General features: G+C 38.4%; 12 protein-coding genes. 4 read left to right on the top strand and 8 right to left on the bottom strand.

Annotated elements, in window-relative coordinates; all coding sequences use genetic code 11:
* Nucleotides 1-127 precede the first annotated feature (127 nt).
* The 6 genes from pgaD to I6L31_RS15505 form a co-directional block, all read right to left on the bottom strand.
* On the bottom strand, nt 128-541 hold the full coding sequence (gene pgaD, locus I6L31_RS15530) for a poly-beta-1,6-N-acetyl-D-glucosamine biosynthesis protein PgaD (protein WP_004990302.1): 414 nt from the start codon (nt 539-541) through the stop codon (nt 128-130).
* Between the two features lie 28 nt (nt 542-569).
* A complete protein-coding gene (gene pgaC / locus I6L31_RS15525; RefSeq protein ID WP_004990303.1) occupies nt 570-1,832 on the bottom strand; it encodes a poly-beta-1,6-N-acetyl-D-glucosamine synthase in 1,263 nt (420 codons plus the stop codon).
* A 12-nt stretch (nt 1,833-1,844) separates the two neighbouring features.
* Nucleotides 1,845-3,920 carry a poly-beta-1,6-N-acetyl-D-glucosamine N-deacetylase PgaB gene (pgaB, locus tag I6L31_RS15520; protein WP_004990304.1) on the bottom strand — a complete coding sequence of 692 codons (2,076 nt, stop codon included), beginning with the start codon at nt 3,918-3,920 and terminating at the stop codon, nt 1,845-1,847.
* Nucleotides 3,921-4,394: 474 nt separating this feature from the next.
* A complete protein-coding gene (locus tag I6L31_RS15515) occupies nt 4,395-4,787 on the bottom strand; it encodes a hypothetical protein (RefSeq protein WP_004990307.1) in 393 nt (130 codons plus the stop codon).
* Between the two features lie 647 nt (nt 4,788-5,434).
* The gene (locus I6L31_RS15510; protein WP_004990308.1) at nt 5,435-5,776 is read right to left on the bottom strand and encodes an FKBP-type peptidyl-prolyl cis-trans isomerase; all 342 of its coding nucleotides are present in this window, start codon (nt 5,774-5,776) and stop codon (nt 5,435-5,437) included.
* Nucleotides 5,777-5,820: 44 nt separating this feature from the next.
* Nucleotides 5,821-6,357, bottom strand: a complete 537-nt coding sequence (locus I6L31_RS15505; RefSeq protein ID WP_004990315.1) for a YaeQ family protein — start codon at nt 6,355-6,357, stop codon at nt 5,821-5,823.
* 203 nt (nt 6,358-6,560) lie between these two features.
* Here I6L31_RS15505 and dctA point away from each other — a divergent pair, with 203 nt between their 5' ends.
* Nucleotides 6,561-7,820: a C4-dicarboxylate transporter DctA gene (gene dctA, locus I6L31_RS15500; RefSeq protein WP_004990317.1), complete on the top strand. Its 1,260-nt coding sequence runs from the start codon at nt 6,561-6,563 to the stop codon at nt 7,818-7,820.
* A gap of 48 nt (nt 7,821-7,868) precedes the next feature.
* Here dctA and I6L31_RS15495 read toward each other — a convergent pair whose 3' ends face one another.
* Nucleotides 7,869-8,867, bottom strand: a complete 999-nt coding sequence (locus tag I6L31_RS15495; RefSeq protein ID WP_005003310.1) for a CobW family GTP-binding protein — start codon at nt 8,865-8,867, stop codon at nt 7,869-7,871.
* A 498-nt stretch (nt 8,868-9,365) separates the two neighbouring features.
* On the opposite strand from I6L31_RS15495, the gene I6L31_RS15490 reads away from it, so the two are divergent.
* Nucleotides 9,366-9,599, top strand: coding sequence for a hypothetical protein (locus tag I6L31_RS15490; protein ID WP_004990327.1), 234 nt, complete (start codon nt 9,366-9,368; stop codon nt 9,597-9,599).
* 197 nt (nt 9,600-9,796) lie between these two features.
* Here I6L31_RS15490 and I6L31_RS15485 read toward each other — a convergent pair whose 3' ends face one another.
* Nucleotides 9,797-10,255, bottom strand: coding sequence for a hypothetical protein (locus I6L31_RS15485; protein ID WP_005003306.1), 459 nt, complete (start codon nt 10,253-10,255; stop codon nt 9,797-9,799).
* A gap of 264 nt (nt 10,256-10,519) precedes the next feature.
* Between I6L31_RS15485 and I6L31_RS15480 the strand changes: the two genes are divergently transcribed.
* A complete protein-coding gene (locus I6L31_RS15480; RefSeq protein ID WP_005003305.1) occupies nt 10,520-12,148 on the top strand; it encodes an NAD+ synthase in 1,629 nt (542 codons plus the stop codon).
* Nucleotides 12,138-13,202, top strand: a complete 1,065-nt coding sequence (locus I6L31_RS15475; protein WP_005003302.1) for a hypothetical protein — start codon at nt 12,138-12,140, stop codon at nt 13,200-13,202. Before I6L31_RS15480 ends, I6L31_RS15475 begins: the two co-directional genes overlap by 11 nt.
* Nucleotides 13,203-13,210 lie beyond the last annotated feature (8 nt).

The following is a 13,210-nucleotide window of genomic DNA, read 5'->3' as shown; positions in this document are numbered from 1 at the left end:
TGAGTTACAGCAAGTCTTTTTGTCATTTGAATTACACTATTTCCTTGTAAATCCAAATACCTAATGTAAATGCCAGCTTGTTTGAAACAAGCTGGCATTTTGCAATGAGCAACAAGTGCGAATCTACTTAATCAATATGCGTGATTCGACCCATTTCGTCATGATGCACGACACTGATTTTTTGCGCACGACCCTGATGAATCTGGGTTTCATCCAGTTCAAAATATCGTGCATAATCAGTTACATCCTTTTCAAGCGTTCGCTTGACACTTTTCGCAGGGACATAATTGCTCCACAGTAACAACGCAACAGCACAGGCAATCAATGAAGTGATGCCGTGTTCCAAGCCCAGACTAAGGGCATGGAAAATCTGATGGATGAGATGGCTTTTTTCTAGCTCGACAAGCGCCCAAACCAGAAGAAATGGACGCCATAAGAGTAACCATGCACCCCACATCATCATCGTAGAGGTATTTGATACATAGCGTCTGTGCCATGGCAACTGATGGCGCACGTCGATAATCAAATTGTTAGATTTCATGAAATTTTCTCGAAAACATGCTTAATATCTACATGCGCATGCCACGGTCAGGACTGACCCAGCGCGCGCGTTTTTCATCACCACGAAGCAGGACTTTTGGAAACGCCACGATTGTAGCAGTAATGGTAATTAACCAAAACACAAACGGGTACCAAATCATCCAGTAGTAGTTTTTACCTAAATTAGGCTCATAACGACTGTCCATCCATTTGCTTAAAGCAAACTGAAGTAAACAGGTCGCACCTAATAATATTCCGCTGCCATAAGGTAAAAATGGCGAGCTGATTCCAGACAATTCTCCAAGCGGTACTACAAAATGTAATAACCAGAGAATTGCCATAATAAGCATCAAATATGACCAGACCAGTGTTAGACATAATTCAAACATCAGCGGCCATAAAAAATTCAGTTTTGGCTTAAAGAACACGTCCAGATTTTTGACTAAAACCTGCGCGCCTCCCATAGCCCAGCGCAAACGCTGTTTCCATAAACCATTTAAGGTTTCAGGCATTAAAATCCACACCAATGCATTGGGTTCAAAACGAATATCCCAACCAGCGCGTTGCAGTTTCCATGTGATATCGATATCTTCAGTCAACATATTCGGTGACCAATAACCGACTTCATGTACTGCACTCTTACGAAAAGCTGTAATCACACCCGAAACCGTGAATAATCGTCCGAAACTACGCTGCGCACGTTTGATCATCCCAACAATAGAAGAAAACTCACCGACCTGAATCCGTCCCAATAAAGTAGAACGAGTTCGGATACGAGGATTTCCTGTGACCGCAGCTACAGTTCGATCTTGCAGAAAATGACGAATCATCCATTTGGCTGCATGTGGATCGAGCAAGGCATCACCGTCAATTCCAATCAAAAACTCAGCTTGAGTCAATAAGCTACCTGCTTGTAAAGCCACAGCCTTGCCTTGATTTTGCGCCAAATGAACCACACGTAACTTTTCAAATCGTTCAGCCAGACGGTCAAGCACTTCGGCAGTATTATCCGAGCTCCCATCATTGATCGCAATCACTTCAAAGTTAGGATAATCCAGACTGAGCGCATGGCTAATCGTTTCTTCTGCATTATCCCCTTCATTAAAGCAAGGAATAAGCACCGCCACCATTGGATAAACATCTAATTCCGCTGGTTGCTGATATGGGGGCTCTTTACGCTCTTTCCAATAAAAGATCAGCGCACCCATCATCCACAAATACGACATAAACAGCGGATAATAGAACACAAAGTTCAGTGCTGAATGCCATAAATGCTGTAAGGTTGTTGACATGGTCAATTCCTGCTACGGGACTAACTTTGAAGGTTTAGTCGCAAATACATCATGCAACATTTGGGTATCTGGATGATCTTTAAACGGATCATCTGGATAATATCCAACGTGCATAGCCCCCTGACTGTACAGGGAACGAATCGTATCGACGAGTTCTTGCGATGGCACAGGTTGATTGGTGCGCCAGTTAGTCGCCTGTAACTCAAATACGGTTTTTTTGATTCCGTTTGGATATTGTTTTACACGTTTCACAATATCCTGATAGAACTTGGTCGGATCTTCTGCTTGTTCCATGTAAGGCATGGCCATAATTGCAGTAAAATCGTAACGTTTTAGTGACTGCTCCAGAGACTGGGAGTACCAGTTTTCTGCATAAGGAGATAATGCGACTTGCGCATACAAATTACGGGCGGTCATCAAATAAGGCTGATAATAACGCACATCGGAAGCAAGCTTCATGGCAAAGTTATCTATGGTCTTGATTTTTAAATCAGTCCATTTAGATAACAAGGCATCATTATTCCGAATTTTTTCCAGATCAGTTGGCAAGCCTGCTTTGGCATAGGCTTTCAATGCATCTGGACTCGCATCTTCATAATCAGATAACGTGGTATCGTCATGAAACAGTATACCATCAAATGTGGAATATTTTGCCAAGTCAGTATAAATTCCTTCGATCACTTTACGTGCTTCAGGTGAATACGGACTTAAACGAATATATCCCATATTCAAATGGTCACTGTCTTTAGGCTGTTGAGTCACCACCAGTTTTTTAGAGGCTGGATTATTTTTCGGCAATTCCCATGCCATCAAAGGCATCCACGCATAAACACGATTGACACCTGTCCGTGTTGAAATCTGCCATGCGACACGATTAAACAAATCAGCGCGCATCGGAACATAACGATTTGGGAAATACACCATATCGGCAGAACCATTGGCATCTGGATCAGAAAAAGCTTGAAGATAAACTGTATTGACACCAGAGGCACGAATCCGATCTAAAACATGTCCCAAATTGCGTTCAATCTGTGCAGGATCAGGATCATAGATATAATCCAGATCGATATGCATGATTTTTTGCGGACGATTATTATCGGTCAGGTTCATTTGACGCGTTAAAATGTCTTGCGCCAAATCATCGGTACTTTCGCCTTTCATCACCAAAATACGACTGAGGTGCCCTAAAGATTTGGTCACATGATCTGGACCATCATCAAGTGTAATGGTAATTGGCATACCGAGTTTTTTAGCAATACGCACAGTTTCCATGTTATAGCGACCATAAGGCCAGACCATGACTCGTGGTGCCCGAATACCGTTGGCTTTAAACGTATCGATATTTTTCTTTAAATCATCACTAATGCGCTTTTCATAGGCACGATCAGACTCATAAGTTTTGGTTTTTGCATCATAAATACGTGTGGTTGCCGCAGGTTCAGAGTTGCCTTGTGGATTTCCCATGACACCATGATGCAAATCATAACTGTGGCTACCGATTTCGATTAAGCCACTGTCCTGCATTTCTTTAATTTCTTTCCAGCTTAATAATTTGCTGCGTTCAAGTTTTTCATCACCAAACTGCACCATTTTATTCGGCTTAACTTCCAGCCATTTTCCAACGACCGCTAATACCGCTGGGATTTTACGCGCTTTTAAAATCGGATAGGCATATTGATAAAATGATTGATAGCCATCATCCACAGTAAGTAATACAGGTTTAGGTGGAAGTTTGAGTTTACCTTCATTGGCTTTAATCAATTGATCTACACTAATAAAGTGATAACCGTTTTTAATCAGCCAATCCAGATGCATTTCAAAACGCTGTGGCGTTACAGCATAATCTGGAATAACCTCATCCTTAGATGTTATTTCATGATAACCAATAATCGTGAGAGTCGACACATCGATTTGTGGTTCTTCTTCGGGTGCTTCACCTGTATGTGGATCAGTCACAGCTGGGATCTCCGCTGCTGTAGGCAAATCTGTTGTTGCAGGCGTTTCCGCATAAACAGAACTGACTCCTATAGAACCGAACAATAATGAAATGCTCAGAGTTAAAGATTGCAAGGGAAATCGTGTTGGCATAGAAATATCATCTTTCAATTCGGGTTATTTTCTGAAGGCTTTGTCTGATCGAAAATATCTATTTTTCTATCCACAATCCATTGCTTTTGACAGAAATCCATCAGGCTTTTAACAGTGTCAGTTATACTAATCAAATCTGAAAAGAAACTTAAAAATTTTTGTAGGTTTTTCTTAACTTTACAGTCATATTGCAAGCTATAAAAAATTTTTAGATGAATATTCAAACATTTGTTTTTGTACAAAAAACACTCAAAAACCATTACAATCCATTGATTATTTTTGCATAAAAAAAGATGGCAAAATTACCATCTTTCTTATAAGAAAATTACAATAAATTATAATCACTTCACTTAGTTTTTCTTAAAAATGTGACAAAACGTTCATATCACCATTTAATAAACTTTGTTCATAAATCCCTTTTATTCATCCCTAGGGAAGAAAAATAAAGAGCGTTCAAACCATCATGAAAGAAGTCTAATATTCAATGATTGCAAAATTCGGATTTTCAGCCATTTGCTCCAGATAATAACGTTCTTTTTGATACAAATATTTATATAAACGATTAATCCACTGTCCACGGCGGAAAATTTTGATCTTTTTATTGACCCCATCATAATCCAATAAAGTGATCGGCTCTCCTTCTTGAAATAGAGTGATACGATAATTTGCGGACTGATGCGGATGCATGGATAATGTCTCTTTAATCAATTCAACTTTATAGTCTTCATCTAGCCAATAATGCTTATCAAAATTAACTTTTTCTTGCACCCACAATCCAGGATACTCATCCTCAGTGGTATCAATCATAAAGAAGTGGTGTAGCTCTTTTAAAAGCTCTGTCGCGGTTAAATCAGAATAATCATTCATCGTCGTGGTCTCTCTTATTGTTACTTTTATTTTAGAATTTATATGAAGCCAAATTTTCAAAGTTTGTTAGAAAATATTTAGCTTCGCTTTGCATTTATAGCATTCAGTTGTATTTTGCCTATTGATCTAATTTTACACAAATAAAAGTCAAATAAATCACATAAAATTGTTGTAAATTTATTTAAATTTCGCCTCAACCCTTAAAAGTATTCTGAAAAATATGTGTTCAAGATTAGGTTAATTTCTTCTATGAATGAAGGTATTGTATTTTTATGCGTTCTATCTGTATGCGTTAACTCTATTTGATGATGCCTTTTGAATTAGATGAACCTAACTTAATCGTTCAACATCCCATTGCATTTCATCAATTTAAACAAGCAAATCTCTTCTAACTCTGCTTAGGTTTAGCTCGGACTATTCTTTTTTATGATGTTAAAAATTTAAGATATATAAGACTTCTTTCATCATTGTTTAAACTCTTTTATTTTTTCTTGCATAGGGAGAAATAAAAGGGACGTAGAAAGAAGCCTATTGATTTTTATTCATTTAAACATCACATTTTAAAATGTGCCATAACATAAATTGCTCATACACATCGAACCTACAATATCGGAATAAAAGATCCGATGTGAGAGATGATTTAAAGTTTAATCATCACGCGTTTTGACATCGAACAATTCAATTTCAAAGATAAGATTTGAGTTTGCAGGAATAATTTTACCCATCTTGCGCTCACCATACGCAAGGTGCGAAGGAACGATTAACTTACGTTTGCCGCCAACTTTCATTCCCATGATGCCCTGATCCCAACCTTTAATCACACGACCAGTGCCAATGACACATTCAAAGTATTGACCACGATCTAGTGAAGAATCAAACTGTGTTCCATCTTCAAGCCAGCCTGTATAATGTGTGGTAATTAAAGCTCCTTTAACGGCTTCTTTACCCTCTCCTACTTTCAAATCGATAATTTCTAGTTCTGCGGTCATGACACATTTCTCCAGATCAAATAACGTGGCTTATCTTGTCAAGATTATAACCCTTGTAACTGTGTCCATTGAATCACAACTTGTGCCTGATCACCGATGAGTGTCCACTCACCATCCATCACGTTCAGTTGTAATTGCATGGTACGCTGACTAAGTTGCTCAAGTTGTGCTGAACTCTCTGCTGAAATTTGCCAGACTTCCACATTTTCAAGGGTTTTAATTTTAGGATTTCTTTTCCACCATTCATCGACTTGTGAGCCATAAGCAATCACAGCCACCTGTTTACAACGCGCAGCCGCTTTTTTGACTTTATCTTCAGACGGCAAACCCACTTCAATCCACTGCTCAAGTAAACCTGTTAAGTCTTTTTTCCATAAAGCAGGTTCATCGGTTTCAAATAAATCCTTGGTAAATTCGAGTTGTTCATCTGCATAACGTGCAAATGCCACGATACGAACCATCAAACGCTCTAAAGTTTCAGAAGGATGCAGCGCTAATGTGAGTTGATAATCACCATATTGATGCTGATCCATATCTGCAATATTTAAGTCTGCTTTATAAATTGTTGCTTTTAGCGCCATAATGAAACTGTCCATTTTTGATGGGCGCTAGCATACCCGATTTTAGCAATCAGATTGAAGTTATCGTTTTCATCTATTTATTCAAATTTCCTGACATTGCAGCATTGTTCGATCTTTAGTTATTTTCTTTTTTTGATGGTCCAATCTAAAACTGGCGAGCTTTTTGCAATGTTTGGGGAAATTTTCGATGATGAACCTGTACAATGTGGCAAAAAATTAAATCCAGTCTTTTTCTTCAAGTCATTATTGCATTGATTTTGGGGATCGTAATTGGTCTGAGTTTTCATGATTTTTCTTTAAATTTAAAGCCATTAGGTGATGGTTTCATTTCTTTGATCAAAATGCTGATCGCCCCTATCGTGTTTTGTGTTGTGGTATTGGGTATTTATGGTGCAAGTGATATTAAAAAAATGGGAAAAGTTGGTGCAAAAACCATTCTCTATTTTGAAGTAGTCACGACTATCGCCCTCATGCTGGGCATTGCCGTCGCTTATATCTTCAAACCTGGCGTCGGAATGAATATTGATATTACTAAGCTCGACAGTAAGGATTTAAGTACTTATACCGAACGTGCACACGCGATTAGTTCAGGTTCAGATTTTATTTTGCATATCATTCCGAAAACCTTATTCGGTGCCTTTACCGATGGCGACATTCTTCAAGTCTTACTGATTGCCATCTTATTTGGTGTCAGTCTGCTGCTGATTCCTAAACAATTTTCATCACTGGTCTGTCAATCCATCGAAGCTTTTTCTGAAGTTTTATTCAAGATGATGGGACTCATTATCCGTCTCGCACCTTTAGGCGTTTTAGGTTCGGTGGCCTATACCACAGCAAAATTTGGACTAGACTCGCTCATGCAACTGGGCTATCTGGTGATTTTGTTTTATTTGACCTGTATTGTCTTTGTGGTAGTGATTTTGGGTTCCATCCTTAAACTTGCAGGTTTAAATATTTTCAAGTTTTTAAACTACTTTAAAGATGAACTTTCCATTGTTTTAGGTACAGCGTCTTCAGATTCTGTTTTGCCACAAATCATGAAAAAGCTCAGAGCGCTTGGTATTAAAGATTCAACGGTCGGCTTGGTCATTCCAACGGGTTATTCTTTTAATCTGGATGGATTCTCCATCTACTTAACTTTGGGCGTTATTTTCATTGCACAAGCCTGCAATATTGATCTTTCCATGCATGACCTACTGGCTATTTTATTGGTTTCACTGGTGACATCTAAAGGCGCGCACGGTATTCCAGGTTCAGCCTTGGTGATTTTAGCCGCGACTTTATCGGTAATTCCAAGTTTACCTGCCATTGGTCTGGTACTTCTTCTTTCGGTGGATTGGTTTATTGGAATTGTCCGGGCCTGTACCAACCTCATCGGCAACTGTGTTGCGACTGTTGTCATCGCACACTGGGAAAAAGATATTGACCATGCACAGGCGAAAGCAGTGTTAGATCAAAAATAAATTGACTTATAAACCTCAAATAATCTTAAACATAGAATAGAAACCTGATCAGATTTCTATTCTCGCGGCCAATAAATCAGTTTCCAGTTTGAGCCAGTTGTGCTCATGCTGACTAATCATTTCAATACGGTTATCAATATTTTCTTCACCCGTTTTATAATTAAACTGATTCGGGTTGCAATTAAAATACATCCAGCCCTGATGGGTATGAAAAATGGCTTTTATACGCAACCAATTCTGCTGTTCACATAACACATCCAATAATCGGTCAAAATTAAAGATCCAACGACGCGGAAATTTCCAGCCAGCAACCATATAACCCTGCGCCTGTTCTACATAATGGTAAGGTAATTCTTTAATTTCAGTTGCTTGTTCCGTAGCCAGCTGTTGTCTTTGCTGGATCAGTAAGGGCTGAATTTTACGTTCATGGGTAACATGTGCCAGATCAATCTGTTTTAGCTGAAGCTCCCCATGCGCGGTACTTAACCATTGTTGTTGGTAAACCTCATATTCTTGTTGAAGTTGCAACAATGCCTGATCATCGTCAAAGGTCATCACATCTGTATGCGAAATGACGACTATTTCAGCGGCCTTGATCTGATCCTCATAGAGATTTTGTTTGACCCAATTACTTTCATGTAATCGACTGCCATCTACCACTGTGACCAATGCCCGCATATCCAGACTACTTTGCCAATGCGGCTCAGTCAGTTGTTCCATCAATTGTGCAGGATGCCCTAATCCGGTGGGTTCTATAAATAAACGATCTGGTTTTGACTCGGAGAGCAACCGCGCCAACGCGATATGTAAAGGCAATTGGCTACTACAACACATACAACCACCAAGCAGTTCTTTGATTTCAAACCCTTGCTGCTGCGGCAAAAGCTGTTGATCAACGCCAATTTGACCAAACTCATTCATGAGGACTGCCCAGACTTCATGCTCAGGCTTTTGTTGTAATAAATGTTGCAGCAACGTCGTTTTACCTGCACCTAAAAATCCTGAAAGAATATGAGTGGGAACAGGTCTTGAATTAATAATTTTCACGTTAAACTCAGCTTATCAATCATGGGAGCATTTTGGCTTTTTCAGACGTCTTCGTAGCGAAGTGATCTATCTTATTATGGATCTTTTAAAAATACCTAGCTCTTTCTTGATGCATTCACTTAAAGTCATTTTGTGATAAAAATCACACCACATATTCAATAAAATAATTAAAATCCATTTATTTAGTGAAATATCCAATTTAGCTATTCTCTGTTTGTCTGTGTTTGTGTAAATATGAGTAATGATATTGGTTTATTTTTAATCATCACGAAATAAATCCATACACTTTTTACAGGATTAAATTGCATGATTTTTACAATAAAAATACAGTCACCCACCATTTGTAATTTTTGTGTAAATCTACTCGTTAAGCATTGTTGCATTGATTGCTGCCTGTCAACAGAACTTCTAGCATGATGTTCAAGCGAAGTCGTTTGATTACTCAACTCAAAGTCATTCACTGATCGCTTTTTTTAATTTAAATAAAGGATGCCTCCAATGAAACTCGTTAAAATTCTACTAGCTTCATCACTTACTTTAGCTGCTGCTACTACTTTTGCTGCAAAAGCAGATCATGCTCAAGAGCAAGAAAAAGTGGTAGTATCCACTCAAGAATCTCCAAACACAGCGACGCCTGAGTCAGCTGCTGGTCAACCTACCTCAGCTCAACCTGGTTCTGAAAATGCTGCGGAAGCTCAAGGACAAGCTCAACCTACACAGCCAGCTCAATAATCTAAGGCTCTCTCAATAACAGCATTTATTTAGGTTTAAATTTCCCAGTTTAAACCAAGTGACAGAGGTTAAATCATTGCTGCGATTTGACCTCTGACGCTTTTAGATCGTTTATTTTTCTAATGATTAATCTTCAGTTTTGATCAACACACAAATCAACTTTTTATCCATACCCAAGTCAACGATACTCTTATGTTTTATTTCGGAATAAATGGAATACATGTAGCAAGATCTTGACAGGGTTGTCCTGTGTGCAAGCGAATAAAATAGTCTTGTACCATCTGTGCTTGCTGTTCAATACCATATTGAAAAAATTGTTTGCCCTGCTGTAACACATAATTATATTTACGATCAAATAGAGCTGTACGAATCAGCTTAACACCTTGCTGATACTGCCAAACATGTACCAGTTCATGAATAAACCACGACTGCTTTAAAATCGTATCTTGAGTAAAATCCTCACACCAATTTGCTGGATGAAAATAAATATTGCCATTGGGACTAATCGCATAGTGTTTTAAAACCAATCGATGCGCCACAATTTGAATATGCTCAAGTTTAATGGATGTGCCAAACACACTCATTGCCAATTGCTTTTCAGCATGGGTCAGCAAGCGTTTTTGAACCATCAAGTGCTTGTTTAAACCGTATATCATCTTATTCTAAACACATCATGATTTGCTTAATATAATGCTATGATGAGTTGCTTAAAAAATGTCAATTTGTAAGTATTCCATAATAATATGCAAAAACTTGTCATTTTTTACGCCGAAAAACATTGGATTGGTATATATTATCCACCTTGCGCTTTTACGTTATACGTTAATTTACTTTGTTACCTCATACGCAAAGTTGAACAAAAAAAATGATAAATCAACATGTTGTGTATATCTATATATTTAATCTAGGATTAGGTTTGGATGAAAAGTTTTAAAATTGCCCTTGCCCAATTTTCACCGCATATTGGCAATATAGATGCAAATGCTCAAAAAATGATTGAGCAGGCGCTTGAAGCAAAAAAACAAAATGCTGATTTAATTATTTTCCCAGAACTTTCAGTGATTGGTTACCCTTCTGAAGACTTATTGTTACGTCCAGCACTTGCCAAACGTATCGATAAAGCCTTTAAACAGCTTGCTGAAGTCAAAGATATCGTCATGGTATTTGGTTTTGTACATTTAACCGAAGAAGGCCAACGTTATAACTCAGCGGCGGTGATGAAAGACGGTCAAGTCCTCGGAATCTATAACAAACACAATCTACCTAACTACGGTGTGTTTGATGAAAAACGTTATTTTAATGAGGGTCATCAGCATCTTGTTTTTGAATATTTAGGTCATAAATTTGGTGTCTTGATTTGTGAAGACATCTGGTCAATCAATACGGTTAAGCAAGTCGCACAGCTCAATGTGGATAGTATTGTTATTTTAAATGCATCCCCTTATGAAGTCGGTAAGCCACAACATCGTGTACAAACCCTGACGGAATTGTCTAAACAATTTAATGTGAATTTGATTTATGTCAATCAAGTCGGTGGACAAGATGATCTGATTTTTGATGGTAGTAGTTTTATTATCAATCATGACAGCAGTTTGGCACTTAAAGCACCTAGCTTTAAAGAAGCTCTTTATTTCACAGACTTTAATCCTGAAGATAAAAAGTTTAATGTGGCTGATCCATCGCCAAATCTGGATGCGATTGCTGAAATCTATCAAGGTTTGGTCATGGCAACCCGTGACTATGTTCAGCGTTCTGGTTTTCCAGGTGTAATCTTAGGTTTATCTGGCGGTATCGATTCGGCACTAACACTTGCAATTGCAGTGGATGCTCTTGGTCCAGATAAAGTACAAGCCGTCATGATGCCTTATACTTATACGGCGCAAATCAGTGTTGAAGATGCTTCTGAACAAGCACGACGTATGGGCGTAACCTTTGGGATTGCTGAAATTCACAATATTGTGAATAGCTTTATGCAAACCCTGTATCCATTTTTTGGCAACAGTCCTGCCGATGCTACCGAAGAAAATCTGCAAGCTCGTGCACGTGGTACGCTATTGATGGGTTTATCCAATAAATTTGGTAATCTGGTGCTCTCAACAGGTAATAAATCTGAACTGGCAGTCGGTTATTGTACACTTTACGGTGATATGGTCGGTGGTTTTGCAGTCCTCAAAGATGTGTATAAAACCATCGTATTTGAATTGGCAAAGTATCGTAATAGTTTAAGTGATACGCCTGTCATTCCTGAGCGTGTGATCACTCGACCGCCATCAGCAGAATTACGTCCAGACCAAAAAGATCAGGACTCATTACCTGCTTATGATATTCTGGATGCAATCCTGTATGCCTATATAGAAGAAGATCAAAGTCAGGCTGATATTATTGCCAAAGGTTTTGATAAAGCAGTTGTTGAAAAAGTCATTCGTCTTGTAGATCGAAACGAATATAAACGTCGTCAGGGCGCGATTGGACCGCGTATCAGCTCACGTGCTTTTAGTCGCGAACGCCGCTACCCTATCGTAAATGGTTGGAGACCAGATGACATCTAAGGATCAAACTGTCACGGATCAGACATTATCGCCTAGCGAACAACTTGCTCAAGCACTTTTGCTTGAGCAAGTGCGTTATTTTAAACAGCAGCTTGCTGGTGAACATTCACCAGAATATCTACAGCATATTACCCATCTCATATTTAATACCTCACAACATTTGACACTTGGTCAAGTGGTGAGCCTTGAGCAACTACAAGATGTAGTCAAACGCTATGCCTTAGAAATGCAGCTTGGCGCTGGTTTGCTTGAATTTATTGGTGAAATTGCGCAAAAAATTTATTTATATACGCTTCAGTCTACCGCCACTGTCAATGACTTGGTTTCTGATTATCAATTTGAAATCTGGTTATCCAAATTTCTAGAACTCGATAATGTGCGGGTTTATTTGAACCAATTTTTGAAAAGTAGCCCTGCGATTCGGCAGTTGTGTCAGTTTATTGCTACAACGGTTTTACAAAATAAGCTTCCTGTATTATTTACAACCTCAAACTCCAAAAGTCAGTTGCCAGAACGCGCTGAGTCTGAATGGAAACGTAAATTACGTCAGTTTTCGAGCATTCAGCAACAACGCCTTGAACAAAAGCTAGAAGATTATCTAGCTGAGTTTATTCAGCAGCAACTTGCTGGGTTAAGCATTTTAAGTAATGAGGATTTGGAAATTCTCATTCGTGATATTTGGGATGATGTCAAAGAGAAAACCATCTATCAATACGCCTCTCAACTTAAACCCATTGATATTGAAGAATTTTTTGTTCTAATTTATGAGTATTGGAAAGAGTTGCGCCAATCGCCTTTAATGCAAAATCTGATTTTACATGGAGTTGAGGTGTTCTATCGTTTTTATGAAGATGAAACTCTGCAAGATTTACTGTTTGGAGTTGGATTAACAGAACAAGATATACAAACAGAAGCTTTACGTTTTTATCCTAAGGCGATTCAGGCATTGGATGAACAGGATTTATTAGAGCCTTTAATCTTTAATCTATTGAAACCATTTTACCTTCGTTCAGATACGCTTAATGTAATTTCTAAACATTTAAAATCGAACTAATCTTTAAG

The sequence above is a fragment of the Acinetobacter septicus genome, from assembly GCF_019355975.1.
Classification (GTDB): Bacteria; Pseudomonadota; Gammaproteobacteria; order Pseudomonadales; family Moraxellaceae; genus Acinetobacter; species Acinetobacter ursingii.
Note: the sequence above shows the minus strand (reverse complement) of the source record. Positions and strands in the feature narration are given on the sequence as shown.

Excerpts from the sequence above, each read along its gene's own strand:
- pgaD (WP_004990302.1), bottom strand. The coding sequence starts at position 541 with ATGAAATCTAACAATTTGATTATCGACGTGCGCCATCAGTTGCCATGG.
- pgaC (WP_004990303.1), bottom strand. The coding sequence starts at position 1,832 with ATGTCAACAACCTTACAGCATTTATGGCATTCAGCACTGAACTTTGTG.
- pgaB (WP_004990304.1), bottom strand. The coding sequence starts at position 3,920 with ATGCCAACACGATTTCCCTTGCAATCTTTAACTCTGAGCATTTCATTA.
- I6L31_RS15515 (WP_004990307.1), bottom strand. The coding sequence starts at position 4,787 with ATGAATGATTATTCTGATTTAACCGCGACAGAGCTTTTAAAAGAGCTA.
- I6L31_RS15510 (WP_004990308.1), bottom strand. The coding sequence starts at position 5,776 with ATGACCGCAGAACTAGAAATTATCGATTTGAAAGTAGGAGAGGGTAAA.
- I6L31_RS15505 (WP_004990315.1), bottom strand. The coding sequence starts at position 6,357 with ATGGCGCTAAAAGCAACAATTTATAAAGCAGACTTAAATATTGCAGAT.
- dctA (WP_004990317.1), top strand. The coding sequence starts at position 6,561 with ATGTGGCAAAAAATTAAATCCAGTCTTTTTCTTCAAGTCATTATTGCA.
- I6L31_RS15490 (WP_004990327.1), top strand. The coding sequence starts at position 9,366 with ATGAAACTCGTTAAAATTCTACTAGCTTCATCACTTACTTTAGCTGCT.
- I6L31_RS15485 (WP_005003306.1), bottom strand. The coding sequence starts at position 10,255 with ATGATATACGGTTTAAACAAGCACTTGATGGTTCAAAAACGCTTGCTG.
- I6L31_RS15480 (WP_005003305.1), top strand. The coding sequence starts at position 10,520 with ATGAAAAGTTTTAAAATTGCCCTTGCCCAATTTTCACCGCATATTGGC.
- I6L31_RS15475 (WP_005003302.1), top strand. The coding sequence starts at position 12,138 with ATGACATCTAAGGATCAAACTGTCACGGATCAGACATTATCGCCTAGC.